This is a genomic window from Marinobacter sp. MDS2, from assembly GCF_030718085.1.
Taxonomy (GTDB): Bacteria; Pseudomonadota; Gammaproteobacteria; order Pseudomonadales; family Oleiphilaceae; genus Marinobacter.
The window spans coordinates 2273064-2291748 of sequence record NZ_JAVAJF010000001.1 but is presented as its reverse complement, the minus strand read 5'-3'; the positions used below and the strand labels follow the sequence as shown (position 1 = coordinate 2291748).

General features: G+C 56.9%; 16 protein-coding genes. 13 read left to right on the top strand and 3 right to left on the bottom strand.

Going from position 1 to position 18685, the window contains the following annotated elements; translation table 11 throughout:
* Nucleotides 1-8: 8 nt before the first annotated feature.
* Together hemL and Q9245_RS10725 are read left to right on the top strand one after the other, a co-directional pair.
* Complete coding sequence (gene hemL / locus Q9245_RS10730; protein WP_305897126.1) at nt 9-1289, top strand: glutamate-1-semialdehyde 2,1-aminomutase; 1281 nt, start codon at nt 9-11, stop codon at nt 1287-1289.
* Nucleotides 1290-1509: 220 nt separating this feature from the next.
* Nucleotides 1510-2427: a DUF4382 domain-containing protein gene (locus Q9245_RS10725; protein WP_305897125.1), complete on the top strand. Its 918-nt coding sequence runs from the start codon at nt 1510-1512 to the stop codon at nt 2425-2427.
* A gap of 53 nt (nt 2428-2480) precedes the next feature.
* Here Q9245_RS10725 and Q9245_RS10720 read toward each other — a convergent pair whose 3' ends face one another.
* Complete coding sequence (locus Q9245_RS10720; RefSeq protein WP_305897124.1) at nt 2481-3065, bottom strand: tetratricopeptide repeat protein; 585 nt, start codon at nt 3063-3065, stop codon at nt 2481-2483.
* Entirely contained in the window at nt 3062-5371 is a 2310-nt protein-coding gene (gene mrcB, locus Q9245_RS10715; RefSeq protein ID WP_305897123.1) for a penicillin-binding protein 1B, read from the bottom strand. Before mrcB ends, Q9245_RS10720 begins: the two co-directional genes overlap by 4 nt.
* Before the next feature lie 120 nt (nt 5372-5491).
* On the opposite strand from mrcB, the gene Q9245_RS10710 reads away from it, so the two are divergent.
* Together Q9245_RS10710 and Q9245_RS10705 are read left to right on the top strand one after the other, a co-directional pair.
* Nucleotides 5492-7078, top strand: a complete 1587-nt coding sequence (locus tag Q9245_RS10710) for a bifunctional aminoglycoside phosphotransferase/ATP-binding protein (protein WP_305897122.1) — start codon at nt 5492-5494, stop codon at nt 7076-7078.
* Nucleotides 7078-7449 carry a Rieske 2Fe-2S domain-containing protein gene (locus Q9245_RS10705; RefSeq protein WP_305897121.1) on the top strand — a complete coding sequence of 124 codons (372 nt, stop codon included), beginning with the start codon at nt 7078-7080 and terminating at the stop codon, nt 7447-7449. Before Q9245_RS10710 ends, Q9245_RS10705 begins: the two co-directional genes overlap by 1 nt.
* Here the strand turns inward: Q9245_RS10705 and sfsA are convergent.
* On the bottom strand, nt 7433-8164 hold the full coding sequence (sfsA, locus tag Q9245_RS10700; protein WP_305897120.1) for a DNA/RNA nuclease SfsA: 732 nt from the start codon (nt 8162-8164) through the stop codon (nt 7433-7435). The two genes, Q9245_RS10705 and sfsA, sit on opposite strands and share 17 nt — an antisense overlap.
* Before the next feature lie 166 nt (nt 8165-8330).
* On the opposite strand from sfsA, the gene dksA reads away from it, so the two are divergent.
* The 9 genes from dksA (at nt 8331) to panC (ending at nt 18635) form a co-directional block, all read left to right on the top strand.
* Nucleotides 8331-8774: an RNA polymerase-binding protein DksA gene (dksA, locus tag Q9245_RS10695; RefSeq protein WP_199005148.1), complete on the top strand. Its 444-nt coding sequence runs from the start codon at nt 8331-8333 to the stop codon at nt 8772-8774.
* Between the two features lie 52 nt (nt 8775-8826).
* Nucleotides 8827-9744, top strand: a complete 918-nt coding sequence (gluQRS, locus tag Q9245_RS10690; protein ID WP_305897119.1) for a tRNA glutamyl-Q(34) synthetase GluQRS — start codon at nt 8827-8829, stop codon at nt 9742-9744.
* Nucleotides 9745-9748: 4 nt separating this feature from the next.
* Nucleotides 9749-9925, top strand: a complete 177-nt coding sequence (locus Q9245_RS10685; RefSeq protein ID WP_305897118.1) for a hypothetical protein — start codon at nt 9749-9751, stop codon at nt 9923-9925.
* Complete coding sequence (locus Q9245_RS10680; protein WP_305897117.1) at nt 9915-12875, top strand: ATP-binding protein; 2961 nt, start codon at nt 9915-9917, stop codon at nt 12873-12875. Before Q9245_RS10685 ends, Q9245_RS10680 begins: the two co-directional genes overlap by 11 nt.
* A 7-nt stretch (nt 12876-12882) precedes the next feature.
* Complete coding sequence (locus Q9245_RS10675; RefSeq protein WP_305897116.1) at nt 12883-14277, top strand: sigma-54 dependent transcriptional regulator; 1395 nt, start codon at nt 12883-12885, stop codon at nt 14275-14277.
* 726 nt (nt 14278-15003) lie between these two features.
* A complete protein-coding gene (pcnB, locus tag Q9245_RS10670) occupies nt 15004-16374 on the top strand; it encodes a polynucleotide adenylyltransferase PcnB (protein ID WP_305897115.1) in 1371 nt (456 codons plus the stop codon).
* Nucleotides 16371-16871 carry a 2-amino-4-hydroxy-6-hydroxymethyldihydropteridine diphosphokinase gene (folK, locus tag Q9245_RS10665; protein ID WP_305897114.1) on the top strand — a complete coding sequence of 167 codons (501 nt, stop codon included), beginning with the start codon at nt 16371-16373 and terminating at the stop codon, nt 16869-16871. The genes pcnB and folK overlap by 4 nt, the downstream gene beginning before the upstream one ends.
* A 124-nt stretch (nt 16872-16995) precedes the next feature.
* Nucleotides 16996-17790: a 3-methyl-2-oxobutanoate hydroxymethyltransferase gene (gene panB, locus Q9245_RS10660; protein ID WP_305897113.1), complete on the top strand. Its 795-nt coding sequence runs from the start codon at nt 16996-16998 to the stop codon at nt 17788-17790.
* The gene (panC, locus tag Q9245_RS10655; RefSeq protein ID WP_305897112.1) at nt 17787-18635 is read left to right on the top strand and encodes a pantoate--beta-alanine ligase; all 849 of its coding nucleotides are present in this window, start codon (nt 17787-17789) and stop codon (nt 18633-18635) included. Before panB ends, panC begins: the two co-directional genes overlap by 4 nt.
* Nucleotides 18636-18685 lie beyond the last annotated feature (50 nt).

The following is an 18685-nucleotide window of genomic DNA, read 5'->3' as shown; positions in this document are numbered from 1 at the left end:
AGTAATCCATGAGTCACTCTGAAGAACTGTTCGAACAGGCACAAAAGTACATCCCCGGTGGTGTTAACTCTCCGGTTCGGGCATTTCGCGGCGTGGGCGGCACCCCGGTGTTTTTCAAACATGCCGAAGGCGCTTATTTATACGATGAAGACGACAAGCGCTACATCGACTTCATCGGCTCCTGGGGCCCGATGATTCTGGGCCATTCCGACCCGCGCATCAAAGAGGCTCTGCACGCACAGGTCGATCTGGGTGTAGGCTACGGCGCTCCGACCGCCATCGAAACCGACATGGCGAAGAAGGTGTGCGAACTGGTGCCCTCTATCGACATGGTGCGCATGGTCAACTCCGGTACCGAAGCCACCATGAGCGCCATTCGCCTGGCACGCGGTTACACCGGCCGGGACAAGATTGTTAAGTTTGAAGGCTGCTACCACGGCCACGTGGACTCGCTGCTGGTGAAAGCTGGCTCCGGCGCACTGACCCTGGGCGAACCTAACTCGCCGGGTATTCCCGCCAGCTTGGCCGAACACACTCTCACCCTCGATTTCAACGACATCGACGGCGTGCGCAAAACCTTCGCAGAAATGGGCGACCAGATTGCCGCAATCATCGTGGAGCCGGTAGCCGGCAACATGAACTGCATTCCGCCGGTACCGGGCTTCCTCGAAGGTCTGCGCGAAGTGTGCGACGAGCACGGCACTGTGCTGATCTTTGATGAAGTGATGACCGGTTTCCGGGTCTCCTTGGGAGGCGCCCAAGGCTTATTCGGCGTGACCCCGGATCTGACTGCTCTGGGTAAGGTTATCGGTGGCGGTTTGCCAGTCGGTGCGTTTGGTGGCAAGCGCGAAATCATGGAGCACATTTCACCGCTGGGCCCGGTTTACCAGGCGGGCACCTTGAGTGGTAATCCGCTGGCGATGGCCGCGGGCCTGACCACTCTGAACGCCATCTCTGAATCCGGCTTCCACGATCGCTTGATCGAGAAAACCAACAGAGTGCGTGACGGCATCAAAGCAGCGGCCGACGAAGCGGGCATCCCGCTGGCCGTGCAATCCGCCGGTGCCATGTTTGGCTTCTTCTTTACCAACGAATCGTCGGTCACCAGCTTTGCTCAAGTAATGGAATGCGACGCCGAACGCTTCAAGAAATTCTTCCAGGGCATGTTGGCCGAAGGTGTCTACCTGGCCCCATCTGCCTTCGAAGCCAGTTTCGTGTGTGCGGCGTTATCAGAAGATGACATAGAATTCACCTTGGCCGCAGCCCGCAAGGTGATGACCACTCTTTAAGTAAAACTACGCGGTGACTCAGGTTCCACTGAGTCACCGCGTTCTCTCACCGGCCAAACACGTTCTCATACCCCGCCTATTTGGCCAATTCTCTTACCATTCTGTATTACCCTTTTTTAGATGCCTTTGCTAACGTATTGACAAGAACGCTTCACTGGCCTTGCCGGTGAAGAAGATATGCCTCGTATTCGAACCAGCAAGATTTCTATCAGGAGGTTTTATGAAGCCCACAACCAAATTATTCGCAATTTCCGCCCTCGCCGGCGCACTGGCTGCTTGTGGTGGTAGCGGTGGTAGCTCCTCGTCAGGACAGACCGGTTCGTTATCTGTGGGCCTGACCGATGCGCCAGCGACCGACCTAAGCAGCGTTCACATAGCGTTTAACTCCATCCGTCTTAAGCACGCCGATGGAGAGTGGTTGGAATACAGCCTTGAAGAAACCGGCACGGTCGACCTGTTAACCCTGCAGGGGGGCGTAACCGAGCCTCTGTTCACAGACGAAGAAGTGCCTGCTGGTGAATACAAAGAAATTCGCCTGATTGTCGATACCGACAATTCATGGGTGACCAAAACATCTGAAGGAACGAAACAGTATACCCTTGGGGTACCTTCTGGTGAGCAGAGCGGACTGAAACTAAAAGGCAATTTCATAGTAGCGGCAGACGCCAGTACCGATTTCACAATCGATTTTGACGTGCGGAAATCCATTGTTGACCCCCAAGGCAACGCGCAGGGCGACTTCATGCTCAAGCCAGTGCTACGCGTGGTAAACAACCTTGAAGTTGGCAAGATAACCGGTGAGGTGGACTACACCACGATAAACCAGTCTGCCGAAGCCAACTGCAGCGCCAATTACGAAGGTTCGGTTTACGTCTTTGAAGGCCCGGGGGTTAACCCAATTGACCTGAACGTGGACCGTGAAGGCACTAACCCGTTAATGCTCGTTCCAGTTAAAGACGAAGATACTAACGGCCTCCATGAGTGGACTGCAGCCTTCCTCACTGAAGGCACGTACACCGTCAGTTATAGCTGCCAACTGGACGATAATGAAACGGACGATGACATCACCTTCTATGGCACCCAAACCGTAGAAGTGAAAGCAGGCGAGACCACCGAGGCAACCGTGATCTCCCAGTAATCCTGATACCCCGTTACGGGAAATATTCAGAGGCCAAGGATGGCCTCTACACACTACAGAGATCTCGCACGATCCTCCGCCTGAGAAGCCCCCGCCACATTTCCTCTCGCCCGGCGAATGTCCGCCAGCAGCAACCAGCCAGACCGCTGCATGCGGGAATCATTACCCGCCAGCGACAACCCCTTCAACGTAAACTGTTCAGCCGCTCCCAGGTTGTTCCCGGCAACATAGGCTTCCGCCAACTTGAAGTACACCTCAGCCGAACGTGGCGCTACCCGCTGGGCTCTTTCCAAGCGTGCAATCGCGACTGCCGAGTCACCTTGCTGTAGCCGCTGATCAGCATCGCGAATCAGAGCGACGGCTGCCGCGGGCAATTCATCACCGGACTCGCGGTAACTGGGCGAACGGGTAGGTTGCTCAGGCGCGGGGGCAGGCTCGCTAACTTCGGGCTGCTCACTCTTACGCCACACTTGGGGCTCAGACCTTTCCTGCCCAGACGTTCTGGGCGGTTCCGGCGCTCTAGACTGATCACCACCGCCCATCGGCACATAAATCGAGCCTCCGCCTGGCGCCGAACACCCGGTCAAACCAAGTATCAGTGCAAAGCTGGCCGCGTGCATTATCGTTACTTTTCTCATCGGAACAATCCTTCAAACCAACTGCGTATTTGCCCACCAAGGTCGCCGTTACAACCGGTGTGAGTATCAGGCTCACTGCCGGCCACAAAGGGTATCAGGCGCGCATTCTGGCACCCTTCCCCCGTCAAGGCATTAGCTTCAGTATCTACCCAATGATACTGCACGCCATCCGGCATGACCGGTGAGAACCCGTGCTGGGGAATCTGCGCCATCATGGTGGACCAAATGGGCAACGCCCCCGACGCCCCGGTGAGCGCGGTTGGGCCGTTGTCATCCCGACCTACCCAGGCCACCGCCAGCAAATCACCACTAAAGCCGGCAAACCACGCGTCCCGGCCATCGTCGGTGGTGCCGGTTTTGCCCGCCAGCGTTAACTGGTCCGGCAGGGTATAGTAAGCCGATCGGCCGGTGCCTTCTTGCATGGTTTCCTGCATGGCGTATTGCACCAGATGCACTGCAGCCGGGTCGGCCACTTGGTCCACTTTCAGGTTATAGCGTGACAAGGGCTCGTTGTCGGCATCCGTTACCTCGCGAATGGTGCGCAAGGGCGTATTGAAACCGGAGGTGGCCAACCCTTGGTACAACTGCGCCACATCCACCGGCGCCAGATTCACGGAACCCAGCAACATGGACGGGTAATCCGATATCGGGCTGGTGATGCCGAATGCTCTGAGCTTTTCCTGCACCTGAGGAATTCCCACATCCAGGCCCACTCGAACCGCCGGCAGGTTATAGGATTTCGACAGTGCCCGGTGCAAAGGCACTTCGCCCCGCTCCTGCTTGTCGAAGTTTTTCGGCTGCCACAGTTTGCCGTCATCGAATTCCAGCGTGAACGCCTGGTCTTTAACCGGAGTGATCAACGTATACCGTTCAGCCTGCTCAAGCGCAGCCAGATACACAAACGGCTTGATCAGGGACCCCATCGGTCGCTTGGCATCCACGGCCCGGTTGAAGCCGGCAAAACTCGGATCTTTACCGCCGACCAACGCCAGCACTTCACCGGTGTCTTTCGCGGTGACCACCAGGGCCGCTTCCAGAGCCTCCGAGCCTGGCAACTTGGGCAAGGTTTTACTGACCGCAACCTCAGATGCGTGCTGAACCGCCGGATCCAGTGTTGTGAAGATGCGCAAGCCTTCACTTTGCAAATCTTCTTCCTGGTAATCCCGTGCCAGGTGCCGGCGAACCAGATCGATGTAGGCCGGGTAACGGTTGTCGGTAAACGAAGGTTTGCCGCTGACGCCCAAAGGCTTGGCCTTTGCCGTCTTCGCCTCTTGCTCGGTCAGCAGCCCGGCTTCTGCCATTTCATCCAACACCAGATTACGACGCGCGATCGCCCGTTTCGGGTGGCGTCTCGGGTTGTAGTAGCTGGGGCCTTTCACCATTCCTACCAACAATGCCATTTGATGCGGTGCCAAATCTTTCAGGCGCTCGCCAAAGTAAAACTGACTTGCCAGGCCAAAGCCGTGAATGCTGCGCACGCCGGCTTGTCCGAGATAGACCTCGTTTAGATAGGTTTCCAGAATGTCATCTTTCTCGTAATGCAGTTCGAGCAGGATCGACATCAAGGCCTCGTTGCCTTTCCGCAACAGGGTTTGCTCGCGGGTCAGGAAGAAGTTTTTTACCAGCTGTTGGGTCAACGTACTGCCGCCCTGCACGACCCTGCCCGCTTTGATATTCGCCAACATAGCCCGGGCGATCGACAGCGGAGCCAAACCAAAGTGGCTGTAAAATTCCCGATCTTCCACCGCCATCAAGGTGCTGGGCAATAACTCGGGCACCTCTTCAAGCTGCACCAAAACCCGGTCCTCACGGTGGGCCGGGTAAATACCGCCAATCTGCGCAGGCTCAAGCCGAACGATGGGCGACGTAGGCCCTACGACCACCGAGAACGACCGGACCTTGTCGCCACTCACCACCAGCGAGATACGGCGGCGGGGCTCCTCACCATCCGGAAATACAAAGCCCCGGGCGCTGATGACAAACCGGCCGCCGTTGCGACGATAGGTTCCGAGTTTCACACCATCACCCGCCCGATAACCCGCCAATTCAAGCTCTCGGGCCAACCCGGATGCGCTGACACTGGCTCCGTCATACAGTTCCAGCGGACGGGCATACACCCGGGAAGGCACCTCAAAGCGCCGACCTTCAAACCGGGAGGTTACCACTGCGTCGAGGTACACCATCCAGCCGGCGAGCACCACCAGGCCCAGCAAGGCGAATCGGAACAGTAAACGCCAAAGCCCCGACCGGCGGTTCTTTGGCTGTCTTTTAGGCGATTTTTTACGGGATTTCGTAGATTTACTCATACGGCGATTATAACGAAGCCAAGGAGGCGACTGGCAGGCCTGTTATGTGTTATTTCTGTAATCTGCCGTCTATCATTGGACAAACAAAATCAACGAGTTCAGGGAACCCAGGAGCAAAATGTGAGCGAACGCGCCCCCGACACACTGGTTAAAGCACTGCAGAACCCAGAGTTATACGACCACCCCGTTAGCGATTTTCAGGTGATCGAAACTCATATCTCTCAGGTTCTTCTAACCGGCGACTACGCCTACAAAATCAAAAAACCCATGGATTTCGGCTTTCTTAATTTCTCGACTCTGGAGCGCCGCAAGCATTTCTGTGAAGAAGAGCTTCGCCTGAACCGTCGTTTGGCCTCTGAACTCTACCTTGACGTTCTTCCCATTACCGGTAGCCCCGAACAGCCTGTCCTCGGTGGCGAAGGCGAGCCGTTCGAATACGCCATTCGTATGCGCCAGTTCGACCAAAGCGAACTGTTCGACAAGCGCCAGGAACGTGGCGACCTGACGCCAGAGCTGCTCACCAGCGTTGCGCGTCAAACGGCCCTGTTCCACGACAGTCTGCCGCCGGTCCCGGATGATAAACCTCTGGGCACCCCGGAAGCCGTTTATGCAGCCATGCAGGAAAACTTTGACCAGATTCGTCCGCTGCTGGATGACAAAGCCTTACTCACACAGCTGGACGCGCTGGAGGAATGGACCCGAACCACATTCGAACGTAACCGTGATTTGATTGCCGAGCGCCGAAATAACGGTCTGGTGCGCGAGTGTCACGGCGACCTCCATCTCGCCAACATTACCGTGTTCAACGAACAGGTCACTGTGTTCGACTGCATTGAATTCAATGACCCCTTCCGCTGGATCGATGTGATCAACGATCTCGCCTTCCTGCTGATGGATCTGGAATCCCGCCAGGAATCCGCACTCGCGAACTTGGCTCTGAACACGTATCTGGAATACCGTGGCGACTTTGAAGCTTTAGCCTTGCTGCCGCTGTATAAAGCCTACCGCGCCATGGTACGGGCCAAGATCGCGCTGTTCACCCTGGGCAACCCGAGCCTAAGTGACAGTGAACGCGAAGGCTTGATGCAGAACTACCGTAGTTACGCGCAGCTTACCGAAGATTACGGCGCCATCCCGAACCATTACCTGCTGGCGACCACCGGGCTGTCTGCCTCTGGCAAAACCTGCGTCAGTGCCGCCATGTCGGCGGAATTGGGGCTAGTTCGATTGCGCTCCGACGTTGAACGCAAACGATTGCATGGGCTCGCGCCCTTGGATGACAGCAAATCCGGTTTAGGGACGGATCTGTACAGCCCGGAAGCCACTGAGAAAACCTACAAACATCTCGCTACATTAGCGGGCCAGCTGTTGTCTTCGGGGCTGTCGGTGATTGTCGATGCTGCCAGCCTGAAGGAAAGCGAGCGTTCATTGTTTGCTCAGGTCGCCGAGAACCAGGGTGTACCCTTCGCCCTGCTGCACACCGAAGCGCCAGAAGACCTGCGCCGGGACTGGGTGCGCAAACGCAAAGGCGATGCCTCAGAGGCCACCGAAGAAATGCTGGATGCCCAGCAAACGTGGTTCGAACCTCTGACAACCGATGAAAAGACCTACACCATTCACCTGCATACCGATCAGGAGCATGTGGCCGAAGCGGTGGCCGACCGGATCCGCCAGCACCTTGGCCTCAGCCCTCGATCCGGCAACTGATGCAGAAGGCTCACCCGCAATGGCAAACCGCTTGCCCGGCACAAGACCTTGTGCCGGGCAAGTTCATAGAGTTTCGCCTGAAAGAAAAAGCCGCTGAACCGGAAGGCATGCCGCTCACCGGTTTCGTGTTTCTGGACCACAGCACGCCCCGGGCTTACCTGAACTTGTGCCCGCATCTGGGCATTGAGCTGAACTGGATGCCCGGCCGCTTTATGGATGCCGACAACCTGTTCATTCAATGTTCAACCCACGGCGCGCTGTTCAAACCCGGCACCGGTGAGTGCATTGCCGGGCCGTGCCAAGGCGATGTTCTAACAGAACTGGACGTGCGCGAGCGCGACGGCCTGATCGAAGTCAGGGTTCGCAATTAACCGGAACCGGATCGATCAACTCAAGCCGCGCACTCGGGTTTCCATCCACGCCCATCAAGGCTGCCCGGTAAGCCAAGACCTCGACCCCCGCTTCAACAGCTTGCCGCAGTAACTGGCCGTAACGCGGGTCAATATGATCCGCCGGCCGCACTTCTTCAATTGCCGTGTGATTCACCACAAACAACAACACAGCGCGGTCGCCATTGACCACTTGCGCCATCAACTCGCGCAGGTGTTTTTGCCCGCGCTCGGTAACAGCATCGGGAAAATAGCCGTGCGCGCCCTCCGCGAGCGTTACGTTTTTCACCTCGACCCATGCGTCTGGTTCACGGTCATGGCCGCTGAGCAACAGATCAATGCGGCTTTTTTCTGACCCATACCGCACTTCGCTTCGGCACTGGCGATAGCCGCTCAACTCCGGGATCACGTCCGCTTCGATCGCATGCTTGGCCTGAGCATTCGGGCGACCGGTATTCACGCACGCGATCGCACCCGGATTGGTTTCCACCAGCTCCCAGGTATACCGCAGCTTACGCTTGGGATTGTCGCTTTCACTCAACCACACCCGCGCGTTTTCCGGCTGACAATTACGCATGGAACCGGTGTTCGGACAGTGAGCAACCACCTCTTCGCCATTCGGCAAGCGCACGTCGGCCAGGAAGCGTTTATAGCGCCGAATCAAGCGCCCCTCTATCAATGGTTCTGAAAACTTCATATGCTCTCCACTATAAGCCGAGGTCACAGAGCTGGCACCCCTGAGACTTATCTGCTATTTTCCGCAAATTCCCACGACAGGGCGTTTGGGTAAAACCGTGCGGCACCGGTGCTGGTACGGATAACAAAGCGCCCGAGTAGAAGTACAAACAAGAGGCCAGGGCTCAATGGCAAAGAAGACTGCACAAGCACCAAGCGAAACCTTTACCGGCTTCACCCCTTACGAAATTAAAAAGGGTGAAGACTACATGAGTGCAGACATGCTGCAGCACTTCAAGGACCTGCTATTGGATTGGAAGCAGGAACTGATGGAAGAAGTCGACCGCACCATGCACCACATGCAGGAAGACGCTGCAAACTACGCGGATCCCAGCGACCGTGCAACCCAGGAAGAAGAGTTCAGCCTGGAATTGCGAACGCGGGATCGTGAACGCAAGCTGATCAAGAAGATCGACAAGACCATCGATCGTATCGACAAAGACGATTATGGCTTCTGTGATCAGTGCGGCGTAGAAATCGGCATCCGTCGTCTGGAAGCTCGCCCCACTGCAACGCTTTGCATTGATTGCAAAACGTTGGCCGAAATTCGCGAACGCCAGACCGGCATCTGATCTGTCCTCTACCGGCAAGCTGGTGGTCTGACCGCCAGCTTGCAGAGATCTTATGGAGCACACCCGATACCGCGGGCGCTTTGCGCCTTCCCCTACAGGCCCATTGCACTTTGGCTCCCTCGTCACCGCTGTAGCCACATGGCTGGAAGCCCGAGCGGCTGACGGTGATTGGCTGGTTCGCATTGAAGACCTTGACCCGCTCAGGGAACCCCCGGAAGCCACCGATCAAATCCTGCATTCTCTCGACGCCCACGGCTTACACTCAGACGAGCCTATACGCTTCCAATCTCGGCGGCACACGGCCTACCAAGAAGCCATCGACCATCTACTGAAAAACGGAAAAGCTTACCGGTGTAGCTGCTCGCGCAAACAGCTCCAAGCCCATGGCGGGCGCCACCCTGCCCAGTGCAGAACGCGTGCTTCACTACCTGACGAGGCGCCTCATGCCATTCGTTTTGCCCTCTCTGATGACAACAGCCATTGGCAGGACTTGTTGCTAGGCCCGCAACACCAGACCGTTCGAGCGGAACTAGACGACCCGGTTCTTCAACGAAAAGAAGGCTTTTACGCCTATCAGCTGGCCGTTGCCGTGGACGACATTGATCAAGGCATCAGCCATGCGGTCCGAGGCTCCGACCTGCTGGACATGACTGCTCAACAGCAGCAAATATTTCAGGCTTTAGGTGCTCCGGCACCGCAATGGTTGCACATACCCGTTATCCTCAACGACCAAGGCCAGAAGCTGAGCAAGCAGAATCACGCGCCAGCGCTCGATGACACAAAACCGGCAACGAATCTGGTGCATGCACTCGTCGCACTCGGTCAGCAGCCGCCCGCCAAACTGGCCCAAGCCTCGGTAAGCGACGTACTGGCGTGGGCCCGGGCGCACTGGCAGCGAGCAGCCATTCCCCTGACATCCCGACAAGCCCGTGGTATAACCCCAAGTACACAATCGCACTCGGACCACTAACCTGATGTATATCTACCGCCTGGTTTTTCTACTGGTGCTGGCCATTTATATCTTTTCACCAAACATTCTCAGTTGGTGGACCGGCCCGGGTAATGCCTGGTACAGCCCGTTTATTTTTTGGGGCAGCCTGATCGCGATCGGTTTCTGGTTAGAATGGCGACGAGATCCCAATGAGTTTTAGCGCCCCGGGGCTGCTTCTGGCCAGCCTGCTTTATCTGAGCCTTCTGTTTGGCATTGCCTGGGCAACCGAGCGCGGCACGCTGCTTCGCCGATGGGTACGCCATCCACTGACATACACACTCAGCCTCGGTGTGTATGCGGGCATCTGGGCGGTTTACGGCGCCATCGGATTCGCCGCCAAATCGGGCTTTGGCTACCTGGCTTACTACGTCGGAATCAGCGGCGCCTTCCTGCTAGCCCCCGTGCTACTGAATCCGATTCTGCGGATTAGCCGGGCTTATCAGCTCACATCGCTGGCCGACTTGTTCGCTTACCGATACCGAAGCCAATGGGCGGGCACGCTGGTCACGCTCTGCTCTGCCACAGCGATCATGGCCTTGCTCAGCATGCAGATTCAGGCGGTTTCGGCCTCAGCCAGCATACTTGCACCCGACACCTCGCCCACGTTTATCAGCACGCTCTTCTGTCTGATTGTCGTGCTGTTTGCCGTGCTGTTCGGCGCTCGCCGACACCAGGCGTCAGGACACCACCAGGGTTTGGTTCTGGCCATTGCGTTCGACTCACTGGTTAAGCTGGCGGCCTTGCTGGTATTGGGTGGCGTCATCCTGTTTGGCGTATTTAAAGGGAATGCCGGGCTGGAAAACTGGCTGGCCGACACATCACGCCCAGAATCCCCGATGGCCATGAACGTAAACGACGGCACTTGGCGGGCGCTGCTATTGATGTCATTTGCCGCCGCACTGGTTTTGCCGCACATGTATCATATGACGTTCAGCGAAAACCCCTCTCCAAGAGCGCTCGGCAAAGCCAGCTGGGGGCTTCCGCTTTATTTGTTTCTGCTCGGCCTACCGGTGCCACTGATCGTGTGGGGCGGCCAAGCGCTCGAGGTGGCAGCCCCCCCGGCCTTCTTCAGCATCGGCATCGCTCAGGCGCTGGACAGTCCAATGCTGACGCTGATGATGTATATCGCCGGCCTGTCGGCGGCCAGCGGACTCATGATTGTCAGTACGCTGGCGCTCGCCGGCATGGTTCTCAACCACGTTGTCCTCCCCCTTAAAACCCCGAAAGATCAGGGCGATATTTACCATTGGCTGCAATGGGTCAAGCGCCTGTTGATCGCCGCCATTCTGATTACCGCCCTGCTGTTTCATGAGATTGTTGGCCAACGTCTCGACCTCTCCATTCTCGGCGCCATTTCGCTGACCGGCACCCTGCAACTGCTGCCCGGTGTGCTTGGGGTCATTTACTGGCCCGAAGGCAATCGCCGTGGTTTGATCGCGGGTCTGGTGACCGGGCTGTCAATCTGGGCCCTCACTCTCGTGCTGCCTTTTTCCTACACCTTTGACCTGCTGTCGCTGATAGGCATGCCGGTAACCGCAGGCTACGACAACTGGCACGTGGTCACTTTCACCAGCCTGGCTGCCAACGTTGCCATGTTTTCGGTGGTTTCTATTCTAAGCCCGGCCACACCGGAAGAAGCCAGTGCAGCTCAGGCTTGCTCTATGGGGGCGCTTTCGCGCCCTCAAAGGCGCGAGCTATTCGCCTCTTCATCCGCTGACTTCATCCATCATCTGGCCGAACCACTGGGCATAAACGTTGCCCGTCGGGAAGTACAGCAAGCGCTCGCACAACTGAACCTGCCGCCCTCGGAATTCCGCCCCTACCAACTACGGCGGCTAAGGGACCAGATTGAAGCGAACCTGTCCGGACTTCTGGGCCCCTCTATCGCCAGAGACATGGTAAAAAGACATCTGGGTTTCAAACCCATGGCCCACGGCGGCACCGGGCAAGACATCCGCTACGTGGAAAGAGCCCTCGGTGACTACCAGAACCAGCTCACGGGGCTGGCCGGCGAGCTGGACAACCTGCGCCGCCATTACCGGCAAACCCTGCAGAACCTGCCAATTCCTGCCTGCTCTATTGGTGACGACGGCGAAATACTGATGTGGAATCACACCATGGAAGCGCTGACCGGCATCTCTGCCGATGAAGTGGTTGGCGCAAAACTCCTTGCGCTACCAGAGCACTGGCACGCGCTACTGGATGACTTTAACAAAGGCAACGATCCTCACCGATACAAACACCGGCTGGATCTGCGCGGCAAACCGCACTGGCTGAATTTGCACAAAGCGGCGTTGAATGGCCCGGAGCACCCGGAAGGCGGCTCTATTATTCTGGTAGAGGACCAGACTGAAACCCGGCTGCTTGAAGATGAATTGATGCACAGCGAGCGCTTGGCCTCGGTGGGCCGTCTCGCCGCCGGCGTCGCCCACGAAATCGGCAACCCGGTCACGGGCATTTCGTCACTGGCACAGAACCTCAAACTGGAAACGGACAACCCCGAGATTCTGGACACGGCGAACCAGATCCAGCAACAAACCCGGCGCATCTCGACCATTTTGCAATCGCTGATGAATTTCTCACGCACGGGCAACCATGCCCATGCCACACGCTATGAGCCGGTTGATCTTCACCGGTGTGTCGAGGAATCAATCAACCTGCTCTCACTGGGCGATAACAGCAAGGGCATCCAATACGAAAACGTTTGCCCGCAGGACCTGCAAATACTCGGCGACGAACAGCGCCTGGTGCAGGTATTTGTTAACCTGCTCGCGAACGCACGAGACGCCTCTCCCGAGAATGGCCGAATTCAGGTGACTGGCAAGCGCGATAGTTACTCCGCTATCATCGAGGTTATTGACGAAGGCACAGGAATACCGTCGGACCAACAAGATCATGTTTTTGAGCCTTTTTTTACGACTAAGGCATCCAACAAAGGCACAGGGCTAGGCCTCTCCCTTGTGTACAGCATTGTTGAAGAACACTATGGCAATATCCAGGTAGAAAGCCCCGCCCATCCGACGAGCGGCAAAGGAACTTGCATGAGGCTTCGCCTGCCAGCTTACGAACCCGACACTGATGCTGACAGTCGCCCGAACGAAAGGTCGTGAACGTACTATGCCCCGCATTCTGATAGTTGAAGACGAAGATATTATCCGGTCTGCAGTCCGTAAACTGCTCCAGCATGCTGGCTACGAGGTGGCCGATGCCATCTCCGTAGAAGCAGCCGAAGAACTGGAACCCGATACCTTCGATCTGGTCATTACCGACCTCCGGCTGCCCGGTGCCGCCGGCACCGAAATGATCAACCGGGCCCCCGATACGCCGGTGCTGATCATGACCAGCTACGCCAGCCTGCGCTCTGCCGTAGATTCGATGAAAATGGGCGCTGTGGATTACATCGCGAAACCGTTCGATCACGATGAAATGCTGGCCGCAGTAGAGGGCATCCTTGCCCGCAAAGACGCACGGCCCGCCAGCAGCGAAGAAGCGGCCGAATCCGGAGCCGAAGCACCGGATCCATCCAACATCATGTTTGGTCAGTGCGAACCGATGGAAAAGGTGTTCACGCTTATTCGAAAAGTGGCACCGACTCAAACCACAGTTCTGATCAACGGTGAATCGGGTACCGGTAAAGAACTGGCCGCCCGCGCACTGCATCTTCTGAGCCCCCGTGCCTCCAAGCCTCTGATTTCGGTCAACTGCGCGGCCATCCCGGAGAGCCTGATTGAATCAGAGCTGTTCGGTCACGAGAAGGGGTCGTTTACCGGAGCGGTATCCGCACGAACCGGCCTGATCGAAGCCGCTGACGGCGGCAGTCTGTTTCTCGACGAGATCGGGGAGCTCCCTGCAGAAGCACAGGCCCGATTGCTTCGGGTCCTGCAAGAAAGTGAGATTCGAAAAGTAGGCGCAACCCAAAGCCGAAAGGTGGATGTGCGCATGATTGCCGCGACACACCGAAACCTAAAAGCCATGACCCGGACCGGCGAGTTTCGGGAAGATCTCTATTACCGGCTGAACGTGATGCAGATCCGACTACCTCCCTTGCGAGAGCGTCGCGCAGACATCCTCGGGCTGGCTGGGCGATTCCTGAAACAACAAGCACAAAGGCTCGACCGGCCCGACCTGCACCTGAGCCCCGACGCCATGCAAGCTTTGCAGCGCTACCGCTGGCCGGGCAATGTTCGGGAGCTGGAAAACGCCATAGAACGCGCGTCTATCCTTGCGGACGGCGACACCATCACGCCGGCCGTCCTGGACCTCGACAGCGACTCAGGAGACGAGTACATCCCTGAAACCCTGGTGGAAGGCAACAACGAAAGCACCCCCACCCGGGATTCCGACTCTGCCAACGATTTGTCTCTGGAAGACTACTTCCAGCATTTCGTGATCGAAAACCAGGACCGCATGAGCGAAACCGAGCTGGCACAGAAACTGGGCATTAGCCGCAAATCACTCTGGGAGCGCAGACAACGTTTAGGCATTCCTCGCAAAAAAACCAGCGGCAGTTAAATCCGTTCCGGTAACAAATGAACCCGGAATCATTTGTTACCGGACGTTCCCCTCGGTAACACTCCCCCTCCCATTTATGTGATGCAGGTAACACTTTTCCAGAATACGGGGTAACACTTATTTCTGGCAAATCCGTAACCCACTGTTAACAAAGCACTTTCAATTTCTGGCACGGCCTCTGCACTATTAAGAGCGCACAACAACAAAAACAAAAGTGACAACGCAGCGCCAACAACAAAAATAAAAAGCTGCAAGAAAACGTCCGGCAACAAAAACAAAAACAAAATAGGACGTAAGCGAACTGAGTGTTTTGGGTGCTAGGTTTTTTTGTGATCCCTAAGCATGCGCGAGTTGTAGATGTGGATAAGAATCGTCTTCCAGACGACGCTACACCTGCCTTGATAACCCGCTCCATGCTATTGATCGCACCATGTATTCAAAGCTTTCCGCTTGCATAATCTTGATGCCCGAAGGTTGGGCACGCAGTGGGGCAAAACATTAAAAAGAATCCCGACTCAAAACAAAAATAATTGCAGATCGTCGAAGCTTTCAGGGCGGATTCGTGAAAACGGATCCGCCTTTTGATTATGGGCCTCCACCCAACAACTCCCCTCCTCCAATTCAGGCAATAAACCCTCATTTCCATCCTAATATCAGCCAAACATGTGCAATTCCTGCGCAAACCGTTAAAATCCACGTTTTTGCTCTGCGCAAACACGGACTTCCATGCCTAAAAGACTTGTAGAAAAGCTGCGTTCTTTCATGCCCGGCACCGGGAAAAAGAAAGCCAAACATTACCAGCGCCAAGAGATTCCGAGAGACCAGCACAATGTGTCTCGCTCGATGATCAGCGAACCCGCCAAAAAAGTGCTGAACCGACTGAACAAGTCCGGCTACGAAGCCTACTTGGTGGGCGGCGGCGTGCGCGACATTGTTCTGGGCGGCAGGCCCAAAGATTTTGACATCGCCACCAACGCCACGCCGGAAGAAGTACACGACCTGTTTCGAAACTCGCGGCTGATCGGCCGTCGGTTCCGCATCGTGCACGTAGTCTTTGGCCGCGAGATCATCGAGGTGACCACCTTCCGCGGCAACGCCGAAGCCTCTAACGAGGATCACTCTGACCACGAACACAAAACCAGCGAGCACGGTTTGCTGTTGAGGGACAACGTTTACGGGAACCTGGAAGACGATGCTCTGCGCCGCGACTTCACCATCAATGCGCTTTATTACTGCATTCGTGATTTCACCATCATCGATTTCGCCAACGGCATGCAGGATCTTGAAAACCGTCAGATCCGACTGATTGGCGACCCGGCAACCCGCTACCGCGAAGACCCGGTTCGCATGCTGCGTGCGATCCGCTTCGCCGCGAAGCTGGGTTTCGATATCGAGCCGGACACCGAAGCCCCCATTCGGGAACTTGCCCCCTTGCTGGGCCACATCCCCCCGGCTCGCCTGTTTGATGAAGTACTTAAACTGTTCTCGGCCGGTTACGGCGAAGCCACCTACGAGCTCCTGAAAGACTACGGCTTGCTGGAGATGCTGTTCCCGGAAACCGTACGCGCTCTTAATAGCGGCGAATCCGACGAACTCATCCGTCAGGCCCTGCGCAATACCGATGCACGTATTGCCCAAGGCAAGTCGGTAACGCCGTACTTCCTGTTTGCCGCCATGCTGTGGCCGGCGCTGCAAGCCGAATGGCGCCTGCGCCAAGACAACGGCGACCCGGTTCAACCAGCGTTACACGGCGCAATCGGAAAAGTGATCGGCCGTCAGGTGCAAGCCACGTCAATACCCAAGCGCTTCTCTGGCCCGATGAAAGAAATCTGGGAACTCCAGATCCGTCTCCCGCGGCGCCAGGGCAAGCGCGCTTTCGCCACCCTCAGTCATCCGCGCTTCCGGGCCGCGTACGATTTCTTGTTGGTACGTGAATCAGCCGGGGAGCTGGAACCCGGCCTTGGTGCCTGGTGGACCGATTTTCAAAAAGCGGATGAGCGCGGGCAGGAAAAAATGCTGTCTCAGCTCGGCTCTGCAGCGGGGCCTCGCAAACGCGGCCGCAAACGCAGCCCCAACAAAAAGCCGCCGCAGTCATGAGCACGGTTGCTTATGTCGGGCTGGGGAGTAATCTGAAAGACCCGGCTGCTCAGCTGGCCCGAGCCGTTATGGAGCTGTCACGCCTGCCCCAGACCACCTTGTTGGCGCAGTCGCCCTTCTACGCCAGCCGGCCGGTCGGGCCACAAGATCAGCCCGACTTCGTGAATGGCGCAGTGGCGCTGGCGACACACTTATCGCCCCATCAATTACTGGATCATCTGCAGGCCATCGAGCAGGCCCATGGGCGGGAACGGCTCCGACACTGGGGGCCACGCACACTGGACCTGGACGTGCTACTTTTTGGCGCCGAAGTCATCAACGGCGAACGCCTCACCGTTCCCCATGCCGAGCTGGCAAACCGGGATTTTGCGCTTCAGCCGTTGCTGGACCTGAACCCGGAACTGACATTACCCGACGGCCGCCGCGTCGAACAGCTGCGCGCGCAATGCCCGGACAATCAGCTACGCAAGCTACCGCCAATGGCCGGATCAGACTAACCCAAGGGCAGGAACTCCATGCTACCCTTGTGGCTGACACACCTCGGCATTAATCTTATACTTCTCTGAACACCGGAAGACCCCGGATCACTACTGGCCCATCCACCCAAAAGGCAAGGATCTTATGGCAGTTACCATTAATACCCTGCGGGAACTCAAGCAGAAAGGCGAAGCCTTCTCGGCATTAACCTCCTACGACTCCACCTTTGCACAGGTGGTCAGCGAAGCAGGCGTGGATGTAATCCTGATTGGTGACTCTCTTGGCATGGTGCTACAAGGTAACGACAGCACGCTGCCCGTAACCATGGAACACATGATCTACCACACCAGCTGCGTGGCGAAGGGCAACACAGGCTCGTTGATCATGGCCGACATGCCGTTTATGTCGTATGGCACCGTCGCAGATGCTCTGGACAACGCCGCTGAATTGATGCGCGCGGGTGCCCATATGGTGAAACTGGAAGGCACCGATTGGATGAGAGACACCATCGAAGCCTTGAGCGAACGGGGCGTGCCTGTGTGTGCTCATTTGGGCCTGACCCCCCAGTTCGTGAATAAATTCGGTGGTTATAAAGTTCAGGGCCGCGACGACAAAGCCGCGGAGGCCATGATCGAGCACGCGTGCGAGCTGGAAGCGGCTGGCGCTGACATCATCTTGCTGGAATGCGTTCCTGCGCCTCTCGCCGCCCGCATCACACAAGCCGTTAAAGCACCGGTTATCGGCATCGGCGCCGGCTCCGACACCGACGGCCAGGTACTGGTGTTGCACGACATGCTGGGCGTGACACCGGGCCGCAAGCCCCGGTTCGTAAAAAACTTCCTGGCCGAAGCGTCGTCCATTCCGGAAGCCATCGAAGCCTACGCCAAGGCTGTTAAAGAACGCACTTTCCCCGCCGAGGAGCATACGTTCAAGGCATGAGAACCGTACATTCACTCAAAGAACTGCGTAGCATCCTGAGAGCTTATCGCCAACAGGAAAAAACCATCGCGTTGGTGCCCACTATGGGCAATCTTCACGAAGGCCATATTTCCCTGGTTCGCAAAGCCTCGGAAGCGGCAGACATCGTCGTTACCAGCATCTTCGTCAACCCCATGCAGTTTGGTGCCAACGAAGATCTGGACTCTTACCCGCGCACCCTTGCAGAGGATCAGGACAAGCTGGCTCCGGCCGGTAACACGCTGATCTTCGCACCGCCGGTTTCCGAGATTTATCCGGAAGGCCTCGCCAATCAAACCAAAGTGGTGGTGCCGGAAGTCAGTGAAGGGCATTGTGGCGCGAGCCGCCCCGGTCATTTCGAAGGCGTGGCGACGGTAGTCACCATGCTGTTCAACATGATCCAGCCGGATATCGCGTTTTTTGGCGAAAAAGACTTCCAGCAGCTCGCGGTGATTCGCAAGATGACCCGGGACCTGATGATGCCCATCGAAATCATCGGCGCGCCCACCGTCCGGGAAGACGACGGTTTGGCCAAGAGCTCCCGCAACGGCTACCTGTCAGAAGAAGAGAGAGCCATTGCGCCTGTCGTATACAAAACTCTGACCCATGCCGCCCGGCAACTCGAAGCGGGCAGCAATGACTTTGCCGGGCTGGAACAGGAAGCTCGCGACACCCTGTCCGAAGCGGGCCTGCGCCCCGATTATTTCAACATTGTGAACAGCCTGACGCTAAAGCCGGCGGCAGATACCGACAAAGAGTTGACCATACTGGTGGCCGCTTTCCTGGGAACCACCCGGCTGATCGACAATATCTCTGTAACTCGCTAACCCCCGGACTCGCTGCCTCGTTTTTGCGGGGCAGCGAACAGAAAGGACAC

Excerpts from the sequence above, each read along its gene's own strand:
- hemL (WP_305897126.1), top strand. The coding sequence starts at position 9 with ATGAGTCACTCTGAAGAACTGTTCGAACAGGCACAAAAGTACATCCCC.
- Q9245_RS10725 (WP_305897125.1), top strand. The coding sequence starts at position 1,510 with ATGAAGCCCACAACCAAATTATTCGCAATTTCCGCCCTCGCCGGCGCA.
- Q9245_RS10720 (WP_305897124.1), bottom strand. The coding sequence starts at position 3,065 with ATGAGAAAAGTAACGATAATGCACGCGGCCAGCTTTGCACTGATACTT.
- mrcB (WP_305897123.1), bottom strand. The coding sequence starts at position 5,371 with ATGAGTAAATCTACGAAATCCCGTAAAAAATCGCCTAAAAGACAGCCA.
- Q9245_RS10705 (WP_305897121.1), top strand. The coding sequence starts at position 7,078 with ATGCAGAAGGCTCACCCGCAATGGCAAACCGCTTGCCCGGCACAAGAC.
- sfsA (WP_305897120.1), bottom strand. The coding sequence starts at position 8,164 with ATGAAGTTTTCAGAACCATTGATAGAGGGGCGCTTGATTCGGCGCTAT.
- dksA (WP_199005148.1), top strand. The coding sequence starts at position 8,331 with ATGGCAAAGAAGACTGCACAAGCACCAAGCGAAACCTTTACCGGCTTC.
- gluQRS (WP_305897119.1), top strand. The coding sequence starts at position 8,827 with ATGGAGCACACCCGATACCGCGGGCGCTTTGCGCCTTCCCCTACAGGC.
- Q9245_RS10685 (WP_305897118.1), top strand. The coding sequence starts at position 9,749 with ATGTATATCTACCGCCTGGTTTTTCTACTGGTGCTGGCCATTTATATC.
- Q9245_RS10680 (WP_305897117.1), top strand. The coding sequence starts at position 9,915 with ATGAGTTTTAGCGCCCCGGGGCTGCTTCTGGCCAGCCTGCTTTATCTG.
- Q9245_RS10675 (WP_305897116.1), top strand. The coding sequence starts at position 12,883 with ATGCCCCGCATTCTGATAGTTGAAGACGAAGATATTATCCGGTCTGCA.
- pcnB (WP_305897115.1), top strand. The coding sequence starts at position 15,004 with ATGCCTAAAAGACTTGTAGAAAAGCTGCGTTCTTTCATGCCCGGCACC.
- folK (WP_305897114.1), top strand. The coding sequence starts at position 16,371 with ATGAGCACGGTTGCTTATGTCGGGCTGGGGAGTAATCTGAAAGACCCG.
- panB (WP_305897113.1), top strand. The coding sequence starts at position 16,996 with ATGGCAGTTACCATTAATACCCTGCGGGAACTCAAGCAGAAAGGCGAA.
- panC (WP_305897112.1), top strand. The coding sequence starts at position 17,787 with ATGAGAACCGTACATTCACTCAAAGAACTGCGTAGCATCCTGAGAGCT.